Annotated in this window: 20 protein-coding genes and 1 pseudogene; 10 read left to right on the top strand and 11 right to left on the bottom strand. The window is 68.9% G+C overall.

Going from position 1 to position 21,261, the window contains the following annotated elements:
- Window positions 1-4 precede the first annotated feature (4 nt).
- Both cpaB and OOK40_RS27400 read right to left on the bottom strand, forming a co-directional pair.
- Entirely contained in the window at window positions 5-718 is a 714-nt protein-coding gene (gene cpaB, locus OOK40_RS27405; RefSeq protein ID WP_266486981.1) for a Flp pilus assembly protein CpaB, read from the bottom strand.
- 120 nt (window positions 719-838) lie between these two features.
- Window positions 839-1,717, bottom strand: coding sequence for a hypothetical protein (locus OOK40_RS27400; RefSeq protein WP_266486980.1), 879 nt, complete (start codon window positions 1,715-1,717; stop codon window positions 839-841).
- Between the two features lie 331 nt (window positions 1,718-2,048).
- Here OOK40_RS27400 and OOK40_RS27395 point away from each other — a divergent pair, with 331 nt between their 5' ends.
- From OOK40_RS27395 to OOK40_RS35490, 6 genes and pseudogenes are all read left to right on the top strand, one after another.
- Window positions 2,049-3,581, top strand: coding sequence for a Flp family type IVb pilin (locus tag OOK40_RS27395; RefSeq protein ID WP_266486979.1), 1,533 nt, complete (start codon window positions 2,049-2,051; stop codon window positions 3,579-3,581).
- A 130-nt stretch (window positions 3,582-3,711) separates the two neighbouring features.
- Window positions 3,712-4,314 carry a hypothetical protein gene (locus tag OOK40_RS27390; protein WP_266486978.1) on the top strand — a complete coding sequence of 201 codons (603 nt, stop codon included), beginning with the start codon at window positions 3,712-3,714 and terminating at the stop codon, window positions 4,312-4,314.
- Window positions 4,311-4,748: a hypothetical protein gene (locus OOK40_RS27385; protein WP_266486977.1), complete on the top strand. Its 438-nt coding sequence runs from the start codon at window positions 4,311-4,313 to the stop codon at window positions 4,746-4,748. The genes OOK40_RS27390 and OOK40_RS27385 overlap by 4 nt, the downstream gene beginning before the upstream one ends.
- A 239-nt stretch (window positions 4,749-4,987) precedes the next feature.
- Complete coding sequence (locus OOK40_RS27380; RefSeq protein WP_266487677.1) at window positions 4,988-6,613, top strand: chitinase; 1,626 nt, start codon at window positions 4,988-4,990, stop codon at window positions 6,611-6,613.
- A 72-nt stretch (window positions 6,614-6,685) separates the two neighbouring features.
- Window positions 6,686-7,231 (top strand): annotated as a pseudogene (locus tag OOK40_RS35495) (PQQ-binding-like beta-propeller repeat protein); the annotation flags it as partial.
- Window positions 7,201-7,755, top strand: coding sequence for a PQQ-binding-like beta-propeller repeat protein (locus OOK40_RS35490; protein ID WP_353961861.1), 555 nt, complete (start codon window positions 7,201-7,203; stop codon window positions 7,753-7,755). The pseudogene OOK40_RS35495 and the gene OOK40_RS35490, both read left to right, overlap by 31 nt.
- An 8-nt stretch (window positions 7,756-7,763) precedes the next feature.
- On the opposite strand, the gene OOK40_RS27370 is transcribed toward OOK40_RS35490, so the two are convergent.
- Window positions 7,764-9,095, bottom strand: coding sequence for an Nramp family divalent metal transporter (locus OOK40_RS27370; protein ID WP_266486972.1), 1,332 nt, complete (start codon window positions 9,093-9,095; stop codon window positions 7,764-7,766).
- A 322-nt stretch (window positions 9,096-9,417) separates the two neighbouring features.
- Here OOK40_RS27370 and OOK40_RS27365 point away from each other — a divergent pair, with 322 nt between their 5' ends.
- Window positions 9,418-10,746: a M14 family metallopeptidase gene (locus tag OOK40_RS27365; protein WP_266486970.1), complete on the top strand. Its 1,329-nt coding sequence runs from the start codon at window positions 9,418-9,420 to the stop codon at window positions 10,744-10,746.
- 228 nt (window positions 10,747-10,974) lie between these two features.
- On the opposite strand, the gene OOK40_RS27360 is transcribed toward OOK40_RS27365, so the two are convergent.
- The 4 genes from OOK40_RS27360 to OOK40_RS27345 form a co-directional block, all read right to left on the bottom strand.
- On the bottom strand, window positions 10,975-12,447 hold the full coding sequence (locus OOK40_RS27360) for a GntP family permease (protein ID WP_266486968.1): 1,473 nt from the start codon (window positions 12,445-12,447) through the stop codon (window positions 10,975-10,977).
- An 89-nt stretch (window positions 12,448-12,536) separates the two neighbouring features.
- The gene (locus OOK40_RS27355; RefSeq protein ID WP_266486967.1) at window positions 12,537-12,947 is read right to left on the bottom strand and encodes a RidA family protein; all 411 of its coding nucleotides are present in this window, start codon (window positions 12,945-12,947) and stop codon (window positions 12,537-12,539) included.
- Complete coding sequence (locus tag OOK40_RS27350; protein ID WP_266486966.1) at window positions 12,944-13,723, bottom strand: IclR family transcriptional regulator; 780 nt, start codon at window positions 13,721-13,723, stop codon at window positions 12,944-12,946. The genes OOK40_RS27355 and OOK40_RS27350 overlap by 4 nt, the downstream gene beginning before the upstream one ends.
- Window positions 13,720-14,802 carry a sugar kinase gene (locus OOK40_RS27345; RefSeq protein WP_266487675.1) on the bottom strand — a complete coding sequence of 361 codons (1,083 nt, stop codon included), beginning with the start codon at window positions 14,800-14,802 and terminating at the stop codon, window positions 13,720-13,722. Before OOK40_RS27345 ends, OOK40_RS27350 begins: the two co-directional genes overlap by 4 nt.
- Window positions 14,803-15,015: 213 nt before the next feature.
- On the opposite strand from OOK40_RS27345, the gene OOK40_RS27340 reads away from it, so the two are divergent.
- Together OOK40_RS27340 and OOK40_RS27335 are read left to right on the top strand one after the other, a co-directional pair.
- Window positions 15,016-16,296, top strand: a complete 1,281-nt coding sequence (locus OOK40_RS27340; RefSeq protein ID WP_266486965.1) for an amino acid deaminase — start codon at window positions 15,016-15,018, stop codon at window positions 16,294-16,296.
- A gap of 11 nt (window positions 16,297-16,307) precedes the next feature.
- Window positions 16,308-17,912 carry an amidohydrolase family protein gene (locus OOK40_RS27335; RefSeq protein ID WP_266486964.1) on the top strand — a complete coding sequence of 535 codons (1,605 nt, stop codon included), beginning with the start codon at window positions 16,308-16,310 and terminating at the stop codon, window positions 17,910-17,912.
- A 102-nt stretch (window positions 17,913-18,014) separates the two neighbouring features.
- Here OOK40_RS27335 and OOK40_RS27330 read toward each other — a convergent pair whose 3' ends face one another.
- The 4 genes from OOK40_RS27330 to OOK40_RS27315 form a co-directional block, all read right to left on the bottom strand.
- Window positions 18,015-18,569, bottom strand: coding sequence for a transposase (locus tag OOK40_RS27330; RefSeq protein ID WP_266478175.1), 555 nt, complete (start codon window positions 18,567-18,569; stop codon window positions 18,015-18,017).
- On the bottom strand, window positions 18,539-19,141 hold the full coding sequence (locus OOK40_RS27325) for a helix-turn-helix domain-containing protein (protein ID WP_266478181.1): 603 nt from the start codon (window positions 19,139-19,141) through the stop codon (window positions 18,539-18,541). The genes OOK40_RS27330 and OOK40_RS27325 overlap by 31 nt, the downstream gene beginning before the upstream one ends.
- Before the next feature lie 76 nt (window positions 19,142-19,217).
- On the bottom strand, window positions 19,218-19,847 hold the full coding sequence (locus OOK40_RS27320; RefSeq protein WP_266486963.1) for an alpha-ketoglutarate-dependent dioxygenase AlkB: 630 nt from the start codon (window positions 19,845-19,847) through the stop codon (window positions 19,218-19,220).
- Window positions 19,848-19,913: 66 nt separating this feature from the next.
- On the bottom strand, window positions 19,914-20,792 hold the full coding sequence (locus OOK40_RS27315) for a serine protease (RefSeq protein WP_266486962.1): 879 nt from the start codon (window positions 20,790-20,792) through the stop codon (window positions 19,914-19,916).
- A gap of 221 nt (window positions 20,793-21,013) precedes the next feature.
- On the opposite strand from OOK40_RS27315, the gene OOK40_RS27310 reads away from it, so the two are divergent.
- Window positions 21,014-21,253 (top strand): chaplin, encoded by a 240-nt coding sequence (locus OOK40_RS27310; RefSeq protein WP_266486961.1) that lies wholly within the window; start codon window positions 21,014-21,016, stop codon window positions 21,251-21,253.
- Window positions 21,254-21,261: the final 8 nt, after the last annotated feature.

Genomic DNA, 21,261 nt, shown 5'->3' with positions numbered 1-21,261 from the left:
ACCCTCACTTGTTCTTGTCTTCGTCGAGGGTGTAGGTGCTGTCCCCCGGGCGCAGCGTGGTGGGGCTGGAGTTGCCGAGGAGGGCCAGCCGGACGTGCTCGGCGAAGGACTCCGCGTAGGCGAGGCGCTGGGCGTCCGTGGTGTTGAGGGCGAAGGTGATGGGCACGGCCTGACTGAGTCCGCTGCCCCGGTCGTTCTTGTCCGGTTGCAGCGCGGTGATCCGGCCGACGTCGATGACCTTGGCGTTGGGCACGATGATGCGCGACTGGTCCGTCTCGCCCTCTTTCTTGCCGGCGAAGGTGGCGAAGATATTGACCAGAGAGCCAGGTGTGATCTTTCCTGCCACACCCGTGGCCGCGTCGATCATGATGGCGATCTCCTGCTCGCCATTGCCGACCGCGGGCTTCTTCACCATCATGTCGTCCTGCAGCAGCGAGCCTTTCTTGAGCTGCGTGACGGCGATCTTTCCCCTGACCACGGACAGATCGGTGACGGCATTCTGAGACAGCCAGCGCTTGGGCATCGAAATCTTCTCGAACTGCGCCGGATCCAGGGCCGTGTAAGGCGCCACATCGGTCTTGATCCGGTACGCCGCTACCTCGGGCCCCACCTTGGAATTCACGTCACTGATGACGGACAGAACACCGGCGAACACACCGAAGGCGCAGAGAACCGACAGGAGCAGAAGTATGACGCCACGGCGCTGACGTGAATTCATGGGCGGGACAACCTCGTTCAGGAGCGTTGAGGAGCGGACAGAGTCGGAACTGTGCACGTACCTGAGCTGCTGCGGCTGGGCCGGTGAGGTGGAACCTCCGGGGAGCGGCCCGAAGGCCGGTTACGAACCCTGACGCATCGGGGCCCCGTGGTTCAGGACACCGGTCGTGTGCGTTTGGTTCTCGGGCGGGGCGAGCGGTGCGGAGCAGAAGCCGCAGCGATCACCGATGAGTTCTCTTCCGCACCAGGTGCACACCTCTCTCCGTACGGACGAAACCAGCTGGTAGAGCACGGAGATATCAGGCAGATAGGCACCGAATTCGACCAGTCTGGACGTGCCCCACCAGCGGGGGGAATCGACAGGAAGCGCAGTTTCCTCCAGGCCCTGCACCTGCCAGGCGGGAGCGAGTGTCGAGCTCACCCACTCGCTCGCCAACTGCCCTTTCGCAACCAGCAGTTGCGTGCGGAACTCGGGACCGGCGAGCTCACCGGAGCCAATTTTGATCAGTTGAGGATTCGGGTTCGCCAGCACACCGAACTGGGAACCGGGGACCCAGGACTTGGCGTGGGACTTCAGGCTCACCGGAACGCGGTCCAGCCTGGTCACGGAGTTCAGCAGCGCGCCCGCGTAGATGTAATGGGAGAGCAGCCGGGCGGCGGAGGCCACCACGCCCGCGCTGAAGTCGCAGATCGACAACTGCCGTAACTGGCGCACGAGTACAGCCACACCCAGCGGTGGCAGATCCAGCTTCAGACAGGCGATCCGGTCGCTCTCCAGGACCGACCGGACTGTGTGCAGTCGACGCTCGTGGGCCAAGGGGATGGTCGAGGGATACAACGCGATCACATAGCCGTGCTGCTCCAGCAGGACGCTCATGTCGGCGAGCGCGGCGTCCAGGGGCTGGGCGTCGGGCGAGTGGAGCAGTGCCGCGGTGGGGGTCTGGTGGTCGGTGGGCGGCAGCACCAGATCGGCGCTGGTGACAGCTATCGCGGTGGGCACGCTGGTTCCCCGTTCAGCCCCGGACGCCGGGGGCCCGGCGACCGCAGATACCTACTGCTCCGTGCTTCTGCCCCAGCACTTTATCCACGTCCTACGAGGCAGAGAACACCTTTGAGATCTCTGGGCCACAACTCGCACACGCTCCGCACAGGCGAAACCGGGCGAAGGCGTCAGAGGTTAACTCTCGTTTCAGGGCAGTGAATTCGCCAGGGCCCTGGTCCGCTTTGGGTCCGCGATGGGTCTCCGGGCCCAAGCCAGCCCGGTGCCCCCCTTCGTACGCTCCACTTCCGATTCCTTGTACGAGAGGCACGGCCACCGAGGGGGACGGCGGATGAGCCGGACAAGAGGACGCAGGGCGCGGAACCCGGCACGCGACAGGGGCACCACAGCCGTTGAGTACATCGGAGTGCTGGTTGTGCTCATCGCCGTCATCGCCGCGGTGACGACGCTGGGCGTGGGCCGGATGATCGGCGAGAAGATCATCTGCGTGATCTCCGGCGGCCCGTGCGGCACAGGCGAATACCCCCGCGCCACCCCCAAAACCGACGCCGACTACGAACCCCCTCTCTGCCAGATCTCCTCCCTCACCGACAAGGCCGGCGCCAAGGCCAAAGTCCTCTTCATCGAATGGGGCGAGGAATACGGCTTCCAGCAGCAGACCTTCAAGGCCAACTCCGACGTCAACGGCGACGGTGCCGTCGACGACCGTGACCAGCGGGTCATGATGACCTTCACCGATGCCGCGTCCGTCGCCCTCAAGAAGGACTGGAAGCCCGGGGCCAAGGTCGGCAGGTTCGGCTCCGACAAGGTCGAGCTCGGGGCCGGGATCAAGGTCACCAATGGGGACACCTGGGTCTTCGACAGTGAGGCGGACGCCGCGGCCTTCCGGGACGATCTGGAGTCGCTCAAGACGTACGAGCTCGCCAACCGGCAGGCCAACTCCCAGGGCGGCGGGCTCGGCAGCGGCATCCTCTACCTCTTCGGCAAGGGGCCCCTGGCCGAGGAGGAGAAGCTGCGCAAGCGCATCGAGGAGAAGCTCGGCAACCGCCACATCAGTTACGGCAAGGTCGCCCTCGAAACCTCCGCCGCGGGCGGGCTGAAGATTTCCGCCGGGGACGAGAAGAAGCTGAGCGCCGCCCTCGGCGGCTCGTTCAAGTTCACGCCCGAGGCGACGTGGACCGACAACGACTTCAACGGCACCAAGTCGTACACATACAGCGCGTCGATCGAGTACGGGACCAAGGTCGGGTACGAGGCCGGGCCGCTGAGCGGAGAGGCGTCCGCGTCGACCACGCAGACCGGGACCATCACCGTCACCCATGACAAGAAGACCGGCAAGCTGGTGCGTATCGACATGACCCGGACCGTCGAGAAGGGTTCGACCAAGGACGGGGTCAAGGTGGGGGGCGACAACGGCAAGTCCGGCAAGGACAAGCGCGGCGGCAACGCCGGAGCGAAGGGCGGCGATGCGGACACCGGGATCGAGGTCGTCACCAACTCGCTCGCCTTCCCGCCGGAGCCCGAGGGCGATGCCGGGCGGAAGATCGCGCAGGACTGGCTGGACGGAAGCGGGCAGTACGGCGCGCCCTTCGCCTACATGTTCAACGACCACGCTCCGACCCGGCGGCCGGGTGCCGACGACCCCTTCGGGCAGCTGCTCTTCGACGAGGGGCTGTCCAGCAGGACGACCTACACCGGAAAGACCGAGGCGGCCGAGTACGGCTTCGAGCTGAACCTGGGGCTGAGCCTCGGTTTCTCGGTGTCCACCGAGAAGAAGGAGGAGACCCTCAATGCCGCCGAGTTCCTGGGCGCACCCCATGGGAATGGCCGCAACTATGTGCCGTACAGCTACTGCGCGAACTGACCGGCCGAGGGGCGAGGGAGGACACACGGTGAAGAGGAAGACCAGGGGGTGTCCGGTGGATCAGGCTGGATCAGGGAGCGGCGTCATGCGGCTTCGGATCCAAGGCGGAGGAGGGAGGCATGGCGGAGCCATGCCGACCGACGACAACGCAGGAGACGGAGTCGCAGGGCGTCGCGAGCCCAGCCAGATCCGCAGGACACCCCCCAGGGCCGGCGCGTGGGTGACAGCGGCGGCCCTGCTGGCCGCCGGATGCGGTACGGACACGGTCGGCCAGGCACCCGAAGGGTGGGGCACCCTGCGCACGCCCGCCGTCACCGTCGCCCATCCGCCCGCCTTCGTACCGCAGAGCGACGCACAGCGCAGCAAGCACAACGCGGCCGCGGCGACCCTCACCGCGGGCGGCAGGGCCGTCGGCATGATCACCGTTCAGCTGGACTTCACCGAGGCCGACTCCGCCGAGGAGGCCGCGATCGCCGCGGAGGCGGGCATCGCGCTCGGTTCGAAGCTCCAGGGGCAGCGGGAGATCCGGGTCAAAGGGCCGAAGGGCGAGGAGGAGGCCCGCCGCGTCGACTTCGAGTTCACGCAGCAGGGGGCACGGATCAGGGGTGTGATCGTGGCCGGTCTGGACGCGCGGGACACGGCGTACGCGGTACGGATCGACGCGGCCGAAGGGCGGCTCGCGGACGGCGATCTGAAGCGGATCATCGACTCGATCACGGTCATGAAGCGATGACGCGGTACGGCTACCAGGGGGCGCACCCCGAGCGGCGGGGTGCGGCGCTGCTCGCGCTCGTACGAGCCTGGGCGATCGGTGTCGTCGTCCTCCTGTTCAGCGAGTATCTGCAGGCCACACTCGTCTACGAGCATCTGGCGACGGGACCGCGCATGGAGAGTTTCGGCGGTCGGCTGCTGCTGATCCATCTGCCGAACGCGGTGTGCATCGCGCTGGCCGCCTGGGCTGCGGCGCGGATCCACCGTGAGCCGTTCCGGGAGTCGCTGCCCGGGCATCTGACGGCGGCTTTCGCGGTGCCGGTCGTGGCGCAGGCGCTCAACATGGCTGTGCAGTGGCGGGAGTTGGCGGCGGAGGGGGTGCTGCTGTCCAACGCGGTGCTGGTGGTGGGGTGCGTTGCGGGGTATGCCGCGGACCGGCTGCAGGACGAGACCTGAGCGCGTGGCCGTGCGGCACGGGCGTGTGTATACGAATCGCTGCCACAGGTCTTGACAACCCGATTGGTCTGGACCAGCTTGGACGCCCAGCGGTGGCCACCGTTCCGTAACCCCCTCCACACCCCCAACTCCCCCACCGGAGGCAGCAAGTGGACCGCACCTCACGCTCTCGGAGACGCCCCTCCCGAAGATGGCTCGGCACAGTGCTCGCACTCGCTGTCGGGACCGGTCTCACCCTCATGGGCATCACGGGAACCGCGCAGGCCGCCGACGTCAATGTCGCCAAGAACGCCGGCTTCGAGTCCGGGCTCGCCAACTGGACCTGTTCCGCGGGCAGCGGGAGCAATGTCTCCTCGCCCGTCCACGGTGGCGCCTCCGCGCTCAAGGGGACTCCGGCCGGGCAGGACAACGCCAGGTGCACCCAGACCGTGGCGGTGAAGCCCAGCTCGACGTACACGCTCAGCGCGTGGGTGCAAGGCGGCTACACCTACCTCGGCGCGAGCGGGACCGGCACCACGGACGTCTCCACCTGGACGCCGGACTCGGCCGGCTGGAAGCAGTTGTCCACCACCTTCACCACCGGCGCGAACACGACCTCCGTGACGGTCTACACGCACGGCTGGTACGGGCAGGCCCCCTACTACGCCGACGATGTGAGCGTCTTCGGCCCGGACGGCGGCGGTGGCGGCGACCCCGATCCCGTCGTGCCCGCACCCCCGGCCGGCCTCGCGGCGGGCTCCGTGACCTCGTCCTCCGTGGCCCTGTCCTGGAACACGGTGACGGGCGCGACGGGTTACAACCTCTACCAGAACGGCGCCAAGGTGCAGTCGGTCAGCGGCGCCTCGGCGACAGCGACGGGGCTGACTGCCTCCACCTCGTACCAGTTCCAGGTGACCGCGACCAACGCGGCCGGTGAGTCCACGAAGTCCGCAGCGGTGACCGGCACCACCTCCGCATCGGGCGGCGGCGGGGGCGGCACGGTGCCCAAGCACGCGGTGACCGGCTACTGGCAGAACTTCAACAACGGCGCCACCGTCCAGAAGATCAGCGATGTGCCCGCCAACTACGACATCATCGCGGTCTCCTTCGCCGACGCGACCGGCACACCCGGCGGTGTCACCTTCAACCTCGACTCGGCCGGGCTCGGCGGCTACACCGTCGACCAGTTCAAGGCCGACATCAAGGCCAAGCAGGCGGCCGGCAAGTCCGTGATCATCTCCATCGGCGGCCAGAACGGCACCGTCACCATCAACGACTCCGCCTCGGCGACGAACTTCGCCAACTCCGTCTACTCGATGATGCAGACGTACGGCTTCGACGGCGTCGACATCGACCTGGAGAACGGCCTCAACTCCACCTATATGACCCAGGCGCTCAGGTCCCTCTCCTCGAAGGCGGGCTCCAAGCTCGTCATCACGATGGCGCCCCAGACCATCGACATGCAGTCGACGTCGAACGAGTACTTCAAGACGGCGCTCAACATCAAGGACATCCTGACCGTCGTCAACATGCAGTACTACAACAGCGGTTCGATGCTGGGCTGCGACGGCAAGGTCTACTCGCAGGGCTCGGTCGACTTCCTCACCGCGCTCGCCTGCATCCAGCTGGAGGGCGGCCTCACCCCGGCCCAGGTCGGGCTCGGTCTGCCCGCTTCGACCAGCGGCGCGGGCAGCGGCTACGTGTCGCCGACGATCGTGAACAACGCGCTGGACTGCCTCGCCCGGGGCACGAACTGCGGATCGTTCAAGCCGTCGAAGACCTATCCGTCGCTGCGCGGTGCGATGACCTGGTCCACCAACTGGGACGCGAAGTCCGGCAACGCCTGGTCGAACGCGGTCGGCCCGCACGTGCACGGCCTCCCGTAACTCACACCCCATCGGACAGCAGCGCCGCCGCTCCCCCGGTGGCGCTGCTGTGCGTTGTTGTACGTTGCGTCCGTGAACGCGACGGGGGACGTATCGGGTATCAGCCGCCGCACCGTGCTGCGCGGCTCGCTGGGAGTGCTGGGCCTGGCGGGCGCGGCCGGCCTCGCGGGCGCGTGCACCGCCGAGGAGGAGGACGGGCCGAAGAAGCGGGACGCGGCCTGGACCTTCGACGGCAGCGTCTACGGCGGGCTCACGGTCGACGGCGGCACGGTCTATGTCCCCACCGTCGGACCCGATCTGCTGTACGCCCTGGACGCCAGGACGGGCGACACCCGCTGGAGCGCGAAGGGCGGCACCTCGACCGGCACCGAACCCGACATGGTCGCGGTGGCGGCCGGCACGGTCTTCCGGGTCAGTCAGGACGGGCTTGTCCACGCCTACCGCGCCTCCGACGGCAAGCGGCTGTGGCGAGCCGGGCCGCTGGTGGAGGAGGGCGAGCCCGACCGCCCGTTCGTGCTTGGAAGTGTGCTCTGCGTACAGCTGCGCGCGCGGACCGACGACGGCCGGGTGCTGGAGCCGGGAGTGCTGTGCGGCATCGACACGGCAAGCGGCCGGGTCCTGTGGCGTACGGACATGTCCTGGCTCTTCACGCCCGACCCGAAGCGCGGCGTTCTCTTCCGGAGCACACCGGACGGCGTGGCGGCCTGCGATCCCGCGGCCGGCTGCACGCGCACGCCGCCGCCGACGGCCGCCGGACATGGACGGCGACGACGGCCCCGTACGCGCGGGACGAGGTCGTTCCGTACGGCGGCACGATCCTGCTCTCGTCCGGCGACAGCTACCGCGGCGAAGACGGCAGGCGGGAGTGGGACAACCGCCCCGGCTATGTCCTCGCCCACTCCGCTCGGACGGGCAGGGCACTGTGGCGCCAGAACCGCGAACAGCCGTCGTGGACACCGCCAGTCCCGGCCGGGCGCCTCGCCCTCGTCGGCCATGACACCGCCTGGTGGGCGTACGACATCGCCACCGGTGAGCCGCGGTGGCGGCTCGCGTGCGACGGGGCGCTGGCGGACGATCCGGTGATGCGGGACGGAATGCTGTACGGCCCGAACACCGAGGGCGTCCGGGCCGTACGCCTCTAGGTCCTGCCTCAGAAGAACTCCGCCCACGGCTGGTCGGCGATCTGCTTGATACACAGCACCAGAAAGAGCAGTCCGGCGACGACCAGCATGGCATTGCTCAGGATGCCGTTGCGCCATTGACTGGGCGTGCGGCCGGAGTTGAGCAGCCAGACCAGGGTCAGCGCCAGGAACGGCATGAAGGCCGCGCCCAGCACTCCGTAGATGATCACGAGCCGGAACGGCTGGCCCTGGAAGAGCAGGATCATCGGCGGGAACGTCAGCCACAGCAGATACGCCCGGAACGGGACCGACCTCTCGCGCTTGCCCGCGGCCACGGCCTCGCCGCTGAGCTCGGTGTCCTCGGCGCCCACCGCCCTGTCCCTGCGGTAGCGCTCGACGAAGTCCGCGAACATCAGGCTGACGCCGTGCCAGACCCCGATCAGCGAGGTGAAGGACGTGGCGAAGAAGCCGACCAGGAAGAGCTTGGCGGTGGCGCCGCCGTACTCCGCCTCCAGGATGTCGCTGAGCTGGATGAGCCCCTTGTCGCCGCTCGCGATGGCGACGTCCGCCGAGTGCAGCATCTCGGCTCCGACGAACAGCATCGCGACGACGAAGATGCCGGTGGTGAGGTACGCGACACGGTTGTCGAGCCGCATCACCTTCATCCAGCCGGTGTTGGTCCAGCCCTTGGCGTTGACCCAGTAGCCGTACGCCGCGAGGGTGATGGTGCCGCCGACACCGCCGATCAGGCCGAGGGTGTTGAGGATCGAGTCCTTCTCGTCGGGCAGGACGGGCAGGAGTCCCGCGAAGGCGTCGCCGAGGTTCGGGGTGACCCGGATCGCCAGATAGACGGTTACCACGAACATCACGCCGACGAGGACGGTCATGACCTTCTCGAAGACGTCGTACTTGTTGAACCAGACGAAGACCAGACCGATCACCCCGGTCAGCATCGCCCACCACTTGAGGCCCATGACGTCGGGGAAGAGCGCCTGGAGCGGGAGGCCGCTGGACGACATCGCGGCAGCTCCGTAGACGAAGCCCCAGACGACGACATAGACGACGAAGAACCAGGTGGTCCAGCGGCCGAGGCTGGCCCAGCCGTCGAAGAGCGTGCGGCCGGTGGACAGATGCCAGCGGCCGGCCGCCTCGGCGAGGGAGATCTTGACGACGCAGCCGATCACGGCGGCCCACAGGAGGGTGTAGCCGAAGTTGCTGCCCGCGATGAGCGTCGCGACGAGGTCGCCCGCGCCGACTCCGGTGGCAGCGACCACGATTCCGGGACCGATGTACTTCCAACTCGACTTGCGCGGAAGGGAGATGGACTCGTCGGTCGTATTGCGCTCGGTGGTGCCCGCCATGTGCGTGGCCGCCTTCCCACTCGTCCCAGGATTGTGACTGAGGTCACCAAAGCGGGGTGCGGGAGATCGCGCAAGAGGGTCTTTGCGCCTGCCGCGGGTGCAACGAACGTCCCCCTGCTGCCCCGTGCCGCTACCGCGAACCCGCCGCACGGGTGTGCAAGATGAACGGTGCCCACGCGCCCTGGCCGAGCTCGCCACCCCACTCGTTTGGCCGAAGTTCACCCCTTGACCGGGTCATGCCAGGGCCTCACCATGTGCGCACACACCCGCACGACATGCGTCGCAACTGATCAACCCCCCACCTCCACACCCAGGAGACAGCATGCGACTTCGCATCCGCGGCAAGAGGGCCGCGGCCCTCGCCGCCCTGCTGGCAGTGGCACTTGCCGCGCCACTCACCGCGAACGGCACCGCCACCGCATCGGCGCCGCCCCCCGTCTCGACGGACGAGGACATCCGCCAGTACGAAATCGACATCCACGCCGACAAGGTCACCCGCACAGCGCTCGCCAGGACGGGCGTGACCATCGACGACTCCGACGGCCATGTGGTCATCGTCTCCGCCGACCCGACGGAGGCCGCGAAGCTCAAGTCCCTCGGCTACAAGCTGCGGGACGTGGGCAAGGTCCCCGACCGCCGCGACGGGACGGCCGTCCGTCCGATGGACTTCCCCGGGGCCGACTCCAAGTACCACAACTACGCCGAGATGAGCACCGAGCTCAACCAGCGCGTCGCGCAGTATCCGTCGATCATGAGCAGGCGCGTCATCGGCAAGTCGTACCAGGGCAGGGACATCGTCGCCATCAAGATCAGCGACAATGTCGGCACCGACGAAGCCGAGCCCGAAGTGCTCTTCACGCACCATCAGCACGCGCGCGAGCACCTCACCGTCGAGATGGCGCTGTATCTGGTACGCGAACTCGGCGCGGGCTACGGCAGCGACTCGCGGATCACCAACGCCGTCAACGGCCGCGAGATCTGGATCGTGCCCGACCTCAACCCGGACGGCGGCGAGTACGACATCGCCACCGGCTCGTACCGCAGCTGGCGCAAGAACCGCCAGCCCAACTCCGGTTCCTCGTACGTCGGTACGGACCTCAACCGCAACTGGGCCTACAAGTGGGGCTGCTGCGGCGGTTCCTCCGGCAGCAAGTCGTCCGACACCTACCGTGGCTCGGCCGCCGAGTCGGCGCCCGAGGTCAAGGTCGTCTCCGATTTCGTACGCAGCCGGATCGTCGGCGGCAAGCAGCAGATCAAGGCCGGCATCGACTTCCACACGTACAGCGAGCTGGTGCTCTGGCCGTACGGCTACACCTACAGCGACACCGGCCCCGGGCTCACCCAGGACGACCGGGACGCGCACGCCGCCGTCGGCAAGAAGATGGCCGCGAGCAACGGCTACACGCCCGAGCAGTCCAGCGATCTGTACATCACGGACGGCACGATCGACGACTGGCTGTGGGGCAGCCAGAAGATCTTCAGCTACACGTTCGAGATGTATCCGTCCTCGGGCGGCGGCGGCTTCTACCCGCCCGACGAGGTGATCGAACGCGAGACGAGCCGCAACCGGGACGCGGTGCTCCAGCTGCTGGAGAACTCCGACTGCATGTACCGCTCGATCGGCAAGGAGCAGCAGTACTGCACGAGTTGATACGCGACTAGGGCGTGTTTGAGAAGTAGCGCCGTCCGCCCGCAGGGCGGGCCCCGCGGCGTCTGGTGCGTGCAATCGCAAGGCGGAGGATCGCCCTCGTACTGGACGTACTTGGGCGACTCCGACAACACCGCGAGTGCGCGTGCCAGGCGTCGCGGGGCAGGCGGGACTTCTCAAACGCGCCCTAGGGGCGCCCCGGGGAGTCCGGGGCGCCCTTTCGTGCACGACCTAAAGCGCCAGACTGAGCGCGGCCGCGACCGCGAAGCCCGTGACCGACAGGACCGACTCCAGGACGGTCCAGGACTTCAGCGTGTCCCGCTCCGAGATCCCGAAGTACTTCGCCACGATCCAGAAGCCCCCGTCGTTGACGTGCGAGGCGAAGATCGAACCAGCCGAGATCGCCATGATGACCAGCGCCAGGAAGGCCTGCGAGTGGTGGCCGTTCTCGACCAGGGGCAGCACGATGCCTGCCGTGGTGACGATCGCGACCGTCGCCGAACCCTGCGCGACGCGCAGCACCAGTGCGATGAGATAGGCGAGCACGATGACGGGCAGGCCGATGTCGTTGAAGGTGTCGGAGAGCGCCTGGGCGACGCCGCTGGCCTTCAGTACGGCTCCGAAGACGCCGCCCGCGCCGACGACGAGCAGGATGTTGCCGACGGGCTTGAGCGAGGAGGTCGACACGGTCCCCAGGGACTTGCGGGACCAGCCGCGGCGCAGGCCCAGCAGGTAGTACGCCATCAGCAGCGCGATCGTCAGGGCGACGAAGGGGCTGCCGAAGAACTCGACGACCGAGCGCGCGGTCGACGGATCCAGCGCGATGGACGAGAAGGTGGCGGCGAGGATCAGGACCAGCGGCGTACCGATGATGGTGAGGACCGTGCCGAAAGAGACCGGGCGCTCCTGCGGAGTTCGGCCCGCGGCCCTCTGCTCGGCGGCGACGGCGGCCTTCGCTTCCTCCCCGGCCTCGACCATGTCCTGCGGGACCTCGACGAAGAGGCGGTTGCCGATCCAGGCGGCGTACCCCCAGGCGGCGAGGACCGCCGGGAGGCCGACGACTGTGCCCATCAGGATGACCCAGCCGAGCGAGACATGGAGCAGACCGGCGGCGGCGACCGGGCCGGGGTGCGGCGGCAGGAAGGCGTGGGCCATCGACAGACCGGCCAGCAGGGGCATCGCGTACAACAGGATGGACCTGCCGGAGCGCTTGGCTGCCGCGTAGACGATCGGCGCGAGAACGAAGACGCCGACGTCGAAGAAGACGGGTATACCGAAGATCAGGCCCGTGAGGCCCATGGCGAGCGGGGCGCGCTTCTCGCCGAAGAGATGCAGCAGACGGGAGCTCAGCACCTCGGCGCCGCCGGACACTTCGAGTATCGCGCCGAGCATGGTGCCGAGACCGATGATGATCGCGACGTGTCCGAGGATGCCGCCCATGCCGGACTCGATGACCGAGACGGCGGCGGACTTCTGGACGGTGCCGAAGAGTTCGGTGACGGAGAGTCCCGCGGCGAGGCCGACGGCTATGGAGACGGCGAGCAGCGCGACGAACGGCTGCAGCCTGACCTTGATGATGAGGAAGAGGAGCAGCGCGATACCGAGGGCGGCGACGGTCAGCAGACCGGCGGTGCCGTCGATGAGGAGGAGGAGTCCTCCGGTGTGGGGCGGGGGTGGTGGGGGTGCGTCAGCCGCGATGAGCATGGGGAGTTCTCCTGTTTTCGGCAAGGGAGGACCGCGGGACGGCGCTTCGGGGAAGTGCGCCGCCCCGTGCTGTGCGGTGTGCTTCAAGGTCAGCCGAGGACGGCCAGGGCGTCGATCTCGATGAGGAGGCCTGCGGGCAGGCCGACGTACACCGTCGTACGGGCGGAGGCGGGGGCCTTGAGGCCCTGCTCCTCGAAGTACGCGTTGTAGATCTCGTTCATCTCGGCGAAGTGGGCCGTGTCCGTGAGGTAGACGCGCATCATCATCACGTCGTCCCAGCTCGCGCCGCCCTCTTCGAGGACCGCCTTGACGTTGGCGAGGGTCTGGAGGGTCTGCTCACGCAGGGTGGGGCCCGCGGGGGTGGGGGCCTGCCCGTCGACGGCGGGCAGGAAGCCGACCTGCCCGGCGACCTGGAGGATGTTGCCCTTCTTGACGCCGTGGGAGAACTTCGCGGGCGGGGCGGTGTGGGTGGCGGGGGTGATCGCGGTCTTCTCGTTCATGGAGCCTCCTTGGGTGGGACGGTATGTGAGTCGGGCACAGCACCTGAGTACTCCCGGCTGATGGCGTCGGCGGTGCGGCGCACCAGCGGGAGAAGGGTGAGCAGTTCCTCGGCGGTGACGACGACATTCGGCGCCGAGACCGACATGGCAGCGACAACACGCCCGTCCGCGCCTCGAATGGGGGCCCCGATGCAGTTGATGGACTCCTCGTGGCCGCCGAGGTCGCAGGCCCATCCCTGTTCGCGTACGGCGGCGAGCTCCTTGAGGAACGCGGCGGCGTTCGGGATCGAACGGGACGTGTACATGGGGTAGTCGAGCTTGTCCGCGAGGGAGCGCCGCTCGGGCTCGGGAAGGTCGGCGAGGAGGAGTTTCGCCACCGCGGCGACGGTGATCGCGACGGGCTTGCCGATCCGCGAGTACATCCGGACGGGATAGCGGCTCTCGACCTTGTCGATGTAGAGGACCTCGCTCTCCTCGTACACGGCGAGGTGGACGGTGTGCCCGATCTGCTCGTTGAGGGAGACGAGATGGGGGTGGGCGATCTCGCGTACGTCGAGGTTCTCGACGGCTTCCTGGGCGAGGGCGAAGAGGCGGGCGCCAAGGCGGTAGCGCTGGTCCTGCTGGCGGTAGACGAGTCCGTGCTCGTGGAGCGTACGCAGCAGCCGCAGGGCGGTGGACTTGTGCACGCCGAGGCGTTCGGCGACCTGTCCGAGGTCGGCGGGTCCCTGGGCGAGCAAGGGGAGGATGCTCAGCGCGCGGTCGACGGTCTGGCTCATGGGATACGTACCTCCTGCGGGTCCTGCGGTCCCTGCTCCGCGGCCGCGGTCCAGCCGGGGCCGAGTCGCAGTCTCCCCCAGTCACGGTCGTCGAGTGCGACAAGCCGGTCGGCGTACGCCCGCGAGGGCGGGGTGGCGAGGTCCCCGGCGACGGTGAGGGTGGCGGCGGCCATGAGATGCCCGTGCCGCAGCCGGTCGCGAACGGGGAGCCCGCGGAGGGTGGCGGAGAGAAAGCCGGCGGCGAAGGCGTCGCCGGCGCCGACGTGCGCGACGACGTCGACGCGGGGCGCGGGCGATTTTTCAGCCCGTCCGGCGTTTGAGGACATGCGGCCGAAGGTCGCATGCGGGGTCTGGGGGCATGCCCCCAGTTCGGGGAGGGGCGGGGCGGGGAAAGGCTCAGCGCAGCGGCCATACGCCACCGCGCCCTCCCCGCCCCGCTTCACCACGACCACCTCCGGCTCCGGCAGCGCCTCCCGGATCGCGTCCGCGCCCCGCACCCCCCAGGCCGCCTCCGCCTCGTCCTCGCCGACGAAGACGATGTCCGCGCCCCGCGCCATTTCGAGCAGCACGCACGCACCAGCGTGCGTGTCCCACAGGCCGGGACGGTAGTTGACGTCGAACGAGACCATCGGACGCCCCGCGCGCCGCGCCGTCAGGTCACGCATCAGCGCCAGGCAGTCCGCCGACAGCGCCGCCGTGATCCCGGACAGATGCAGGATCCGCCCCGCCCTCACGTCCTCGTACCGCACGGTCGACGGCGACATCGCGGACGCCGCGGACCCCGCCCGGTAGTAGAGGACTTCGTGCGCGTGGGACGCGCGGTCGCCCGCCGTACGGAAGTAGACCCCCGTCGGCCGCAGCGGATCCCGCTGCACCGCCGACGTGTCGACGCCGTACGACGCCATCGCAGCGACCAGGTACTCGCCGAAGCCGTCCGCGCCCACCCGGCCGACCCACTTCGCGCTGTGGCCCGACGCCGCGAGACCGCACGCCACATTGGACTCGGCCCCGCCGATGCCCCGTACGAAGGACGGCACATCGGCGAGGCGGCCCGGCGCCGTGGGCAGAAACGTGACCATGGACTCGCCGAGGCAGACGATGTCCACGGGGCCGGGGGCCACCGAGCCGGGGGCCGCGGGTCCGGGCACGTCGGGGGTCACGATCCCTCAGACTCCTCATGAGTTGGTCGCCGGGCACACCATTGACCGCCCGTTGGCTCGGATGTTAGACAGCCGTAAGCGAGACGCGCAATGACCGTTGCATATACTGCAACCATCTCCCAGGGAGGGCCCATGGCAGACGGCACCACAGTGGGACGACTCGCCGACGAACCCGTCGACCACCGCTTCAAGGCACTCCCCCCGGACGCGGAAACCGCCCACCTCACCGTCGGCGCCCTCGCCGCCGAGCGCCGCAACCTCTTCACCGGCGGCTTCACCACCCCCGTCCTCGCCCTCTCCGCCGAGTCCGTCGAGCACAACCTCGCTCTCCTGGAGACCTACTCCGAGCGCCACGGTCTCGCCTTCGCCCCGCACGGCAAGACCTCCATGTCCCCCCAGCTCTTCGACCGCCAGCTCGCTTACGGCGCCTGGGGCATCACCGCCGCCGTCCCCCACCAGGCCCGCGTCTACCGCGCCTACGGCATCCAGCGGATCTTCCTCGCCAATGAGGTCGTCGACCCGGCCGGCCTGCGCTGGCTCGCCCACGAGCTGGACGCCGACCCCGGTTTCCGCTTCATCTGTTACGTCGACTCCGTACGCGGCGTGGAGCTGATGGACGAGGCGCTCCAGGGCATCTCCCGCCCCCTGGACGTCGTCGTCGAACTCGGCGCCGGCGAGGGCGCCCGCACCGGAGCGCGTACGGAAGCGGACTGCGCCGCCGTCGCCGATGCCGTGGCCGCCGCGCGGACCCTGCGCCTCGTCGGAGTCGCGGGCTACGAGGGCGAGGTCCCCCAGGCCGATGACGACCGCGTACACGCCTGGCTGCGCCGTCTCACCGCCCTCGCCGCCGACTTCGACAAGGCCGGCCGCTTCGACGGAGCCGACGAGATCGTCGTCAGCGCGGGCGGCAGCGCCTGGTTCGACGCGGTCGCCGACGTCTTCGCGCAGATCCCCGAACTCTCGCTTCCTGTACTGAAGTTGCTCCGCTCGGGTGCGTACGTCTCGCACGACGACGGCCACTACCGCCATCTCACCCCCTTCAACCGCGTCCCCGAGGAGGGCGCCCTCCAGCCCGCCTTCCGCCTCTGGGCCCAGGTCGTCTCCCGCCCGACACCCGAGCAGGCCTTCGTCAACGCGGGCAAGCGGGACGCCGCGTACGACCTCGACCTCCCCGAGGCCCAGGTCGTCCGTGACTCCCGCACCGGCGAGATCCGCCCGGCAGCCGGTATCACCGTGAGCGGCCTGTCCGACCAGCACGGCTGGCTGCGCACCACCCCGGAGGCGGACCTGGAGGTCGGCGACTGGGTCGGCATGGGCCTGTCCCACCCGTGCACGAGCTTCGACAAGTGGCAGCTCATCCCGCTGGTCGAGGCCGACGGCACGGTCACCGACTACATCCGCACCTTCTTCTGAGAGGCCGGTCCATGGACCTCGCCATCCGCGGCGTCCGGGTCATCGACGGCTCCGGCGGACCCTCGTACCGCGCCGATGTGGGCCTGGACGGCGGACGTATCGGTGCCATACGCCGCGAGGGCGACCGGGCCCTGTCCGCCGCGCGCACCTTCGACGCGCACGGACTCGCCCTGTCCCCCGGCTTCATCGACATGCACGCGCACAGCGATCTCGCCCTGCTGCGCGACCCGGCGCACGAGGCGAAGGCCGCGCAGGGCGTCACCCTCGAAGTCCTCGGCCAGGACGGACTCTCGTACGCCCCCGTCGACAACGCGACGCTCACCGAGGTCCGCAAGGCCATCACCGGCTGGAACGGCGGTGCGCCCGGGGACACCTCCGTCGACTTCGACTGGCGTACGGTCGGCGAGTATCTGGACCGCCTGGACCGGGGCGTCGCGGTCAACGCCGCGTATCTCGTCCCGCAGGGCACGGTCCGGATGTACGCGGTGGGCTGGGACGACCGCCCGGCGACCCCCACCGAGCTGGCCCGTATGAAGCAGCTCGTCGCCGAGGGCCTCGAACAGGGCGCGGTCGGCATGTCCTCCGGCCTGACCTACACGCCCGGCATGTACGCGGGCGGGGCCGAACTGACCGAGCTGTGCCGGGTGGTGGCGCGCTACGACGGCTACTACTGCCCGCACCACCGCTCGTACGGCGCCGGGGCGCTTCAGGCCTACGAGGAGATGGTCGACCTCGCCCGCGAGGCCGGCTGCGCCCTCCATCTCGCGCACGCCACCATGAACTTCCGGGTGAACAAGGGCAAGGCGCCCGATCTGCTCGCCCTGCTCGACAAGGCCCTGGACGCCGGAGCCGACATCAGCCTCGACACCTACCCCTACACCCCCGGCAGCACCACGCTCGCCGCGATGCTGCCGAGCTGGGCGGGCGAGGGCGGCCCCGAGGCGGTCCTGGCCCGCCTCCAGGACGACGAGAGCGCCGAGAGGATCCGCCACGACCTGGAGGAGACCGGCTCGGACGGCTGCCACGGTGTGCCCATCGAGTGGGACACCATAGAGATCTCCGGCGTGAGCGACCCGGGGCTCGCGAGCCGTGTCGGCAAGACCGTCCAGGAGTCGGCCGAGGCCCGAGACGAGGCCCCCTGGGCCACCGCCCGCCGTCTCCTGATCGACGACCGTCTCGGGTCGACGATCCTCCAGCACGTCGGCCACGAGGAGAACGTCCGGCAGATCATGCGCCACCGCGTCCACACCGGCGGCAGCGACGGCATCCTGCAGGGCCACAAGCCGCACCCGCGGGCGTACGGCACCTTCCCGCAGTATCTCGGCCGGTACGCACGGGAGTTGGGCATCCTCTCCCTGGAGGAGACCGTCGCCCACCTCACCTCCCGCCCGGCCGCCCGCCTGCGCCTGCCGGACCGCGGCCTGGTCCGCGAGGGCTACCGGGCCGACCTGGTGCTTTTCGACCCGGACACGGTCGCCGCGGGCTCGACCTTCGAAGCCCCTCGTACGCTGCCGGTCGGCATCCCGTATGTGCTGATCGACGGCCGGTTCGTGATCGAGGACGGCTCGCGCACGGACGTACTGGCGGGCCGGTCGGTGCGCAGGACGCCCGCCTGAGCCTCAGGGCCTGTCGTTCGGATCTTGCCGGGTTCGCGTGCCCTGGCACGCACGCTCGCTGATCCGGCCTGATCCAAACGACAGGGCCTAGTGCTGGATTCCTCAAAGGAAGTACACATAGCGGCGGCGTAAACGCCTGGTGGGCGGTGCGGGTCTGCCCCAGATCCAGGGTCGGGCGCGGGCGTTGAGCTGGGCCGTGGCCACTTCGGTGGCGTGGGTGATGTGGTCGCGGTCGCCGAAGGAGCGTCCGGCCAGGGCGGTCTTGCGGAAGATGCGCCACCAGCCCTCTTGAAGGTTGAGCCAGCAGGCGCCGACTGGGATGAACACATGCCTGATGCGGGGATGTTCCTCGAGCCAGGTTCGGGTGGACACGCTGTTGTGGGAGGACAGATTGTCGGTGATCACGTAGATGTCCCCGACGGGGTTGGCGTCCTCGACCAACTGAAGGAACTGCTGGTAGAAGGCACTGTTACGGGAGGTGGCCGTCATCGTGACCTCGTGGCCGTCCCGGACGCGTAAGGCGCCGTAGACCCAGGTTTTCTCCGGTCCGCGGGAGTAGTCGAGCTCGTTTTTGATGCGGTGTCCGTCCGGCGACCAGCCCGGTGCCGGCGGGAAGGTGCGTGGGATCACCGGGCCGAGTTCGTCGGCGCAGACCACCGTCGCGCCGTCGGGAGGGCTGGTGTAGAGCTCGACGATCCGCGTCCTTTTCCCTCGAAGTCCACATCTCTCGAGCGGGTCCACGAGCGCGTGCGCCGCCAGCGCACCCCCTCGGCCAGCAGGATCCGACGTACCTGGGAGCGGCTGACCTCGATGCCCAGGTCCCGGGCCGTGGCGGCCAGCGCGTCCAAAGTCCACTCCGAGGGCCCCAACTCGTCCGCGGCCCACATCTCGTTCGACGGCTGCACCTCCAGCCGACCCGGCGGCGTCAGCCTGACCAGGCCGATGATCCTCGAGCGCTCGGCCTCGGTGATCCTTCGCTTGCGTCCCTGCCCGCCCAGATCCTCCAGTCCCTCCAGCCCGCAGCGGTTGAAGCGGTGCAGCCAGCGGCGCACCGTCTTCTGACCGCACCGCAGCTCGTCGGCTATCTGCGGGACCAGCCAGCCGCCCCAGCTCAGCTCCACCATCCGGCAGCGCTCCACCACAACCTTCGGCGCCTTTCTGGCCGACGCCAGGCGGTGGACCACCGCTTTCTCACCCTCGTCACGGCCCGGCCGTGCCCTCAGCACCACTACCCAGCACCCGCCCCCGAGCACCTGCAACTGCCCCGCTACCAGCAGCTATACCCACCGAAAGAGGAATCCAGCACTAGCTGACGCCGTGCGGGCGGAACTGGATGCTGATGCGCGGCCCCACCGAGCGCGCCGTCTTCGGCACGGCATGCTCCCAGGTCCGCTGGCAGGACCCGCCCATCACGATCAGATCGCCGTGCCCGAGCGGCCTGCGCAGGGGGAGCCGGTCGCCGCTGCGCGGCCGGAGCACCAGATCGCGCGGGGCGCCGACGGACACAATGGCGACCATGGTGTCCTCGCGGGAGCCGCGTCCATGGGTGTCCCCGTGCCAGGCGACGCTGTCACGGCCGTCGCGGTAGTAGCAGAGCCCGGCAGTAGCGAACGGTTCGCCGAGCTCCGGTCCGTAGTGCGCGCCGAGCGCCACGCGGGCCTCGTCCAGCACGGGGTGCGGGAGCCGGTCGCCTTCGGCGTAGTGGGCGAGCAGCCGCGGCACGTCCACCACATGCTCGTACATCTGCCGCCGCTCGGCCCGCCACGGCACCGAGGAGACGAGCTCCTCGAAGAGGGCGTCCGCCCCGCCGAGCCAGCCGGGCAGCAGATCGATCCATGCCCCGTCACCGAGCACGGTCCGCCGGACGTCCTTCAGCGGACCGAGACGTATCTCGTCGGTCTGGTCGAAGAGCGAACCCTGGAGATGTGCTGCCATACCTCCAGGGTAGCCCTCCATTCGAACATACGAACGGATTATGTGGGCAGACGTCGAGGACGGGGCCTATGGCTTGGGCAGCACGCAGCCCGCCCGGCCCAGGTCGATCTTGTTGTCGAGCCCGACGCAGGGGACTATCCCGTACGTCTCCTGGCCGTAGTTGATCCCCTCACGCACCGTGACCTGGCCGTTCTCGTCGACCTCACACGGGTTGTTGTCGGTGCAGCGCTGGCCGTCCTCGTTGCCGGTGTTGTTGACGGCGACGACCTTGCCGGTGGCGTTGTCGACGACCGGCGAGCCCGAGGTGCCGCCGATGGTGTTGCAGCTGGAGGTGTAGCGGACCGAGTCCTTCCAGGTCCACTCACCCTCTTTGAGGCGGTAGGCGAAGCCGTCGATGTTGCAGCTGTAGATCCGCTTCCAGTAGCCGGAGACGACCTTGATGGCCGTGCCCTGCACCGGGTGCGCGGCGTTCAGTTCGAGCGCCTTGATGCCGTACCGGCTCTCTATCTGCTGGTACGTGCTGGTGAGTTGGTACAGCGAGATGTCGGTGTCCGTCATCGTCGCGTACGCGATCTTGCTCGCCCGCAGCGTGCCGACTCTGCTGCCCGCGGAGTTGAGCAGTCCGAAGCTGCGGTTGGACCGCTGATCGACGATGACCTCGCCCGCGGCCGGGAAGCCGCTCTCTATGCAGTGCCCGTTGGAGAGCACGAGGGCGGGGTCGTCGGGCTCCGACGCCGGCATCCGCACCACCGATCCGGAGCAGTTGCTCAGCGCCACCGTCCCGGCGAAGTCGACCGCTTTGGCGGTGACATGGGCCGCGGGCCGGGCTGATGCGACGGTCGTGCCGGCCGGTGCCGTGTCCGCGGTGGTGACCGCGATCGCGGGCGCCGCGCCCGCCCCGAGGAGTGCCAGGGCCAGGAACGTGCCGACGAGAGGCTTCTTCATGTGGGGGTCCCCTCTTGCGACTTCTGTGACCGAAGTGGGTCTTCGGTTTGTCATGCGCATTGTTAGGGGATCCGGGTCGGCCGACAAGGGACGGTTTCCGGTCAGGTGCCGTCCATGGCGATGACTTTGACATTTCATCCGTTACCGGCCATGCGTTACGGCGTTGAAACCGTGACGGCCGCAGGCCCTGCGGCCGAGCTCTCATCTTGCAAGGAGAACTGATGTCGCGTATCGCGAAGGCAGCCGCTGTTGTCGCCGGCACGGGTGCGATCCTGGCCGGCGGTGCCGGTATGGCCGCCGCTGACGCCGGAGCACTCGGCGCCGCCACCAACTCCCCCGGTATCGCTTCGGGCAACGCCGTCCAGGCGCCCGTCCACGTCCCGGTCAACGTGTGCAGCAACACGGTGGACGTCGTCGGGCTGCTCAACCCGGCCTTCGGCGGCCTGTGCGCGATCGGCTGAACACCGCC

The sequence above is a fragment of the Streptomyces sp. NBC_01481 genome (assembly GCF_026339995.1).
Classification (GTDB): domain Bacteria; phylum Actinomycetota; class Actinomycetes; order Streptomycetales; family Streptomycetaceae; genus Streptomyces.
The sequence above is the reverse complement of the archived record's forward strand: the minus strand, read 5'-3'. Positions and strand labels throughout refer to the sequence as shown.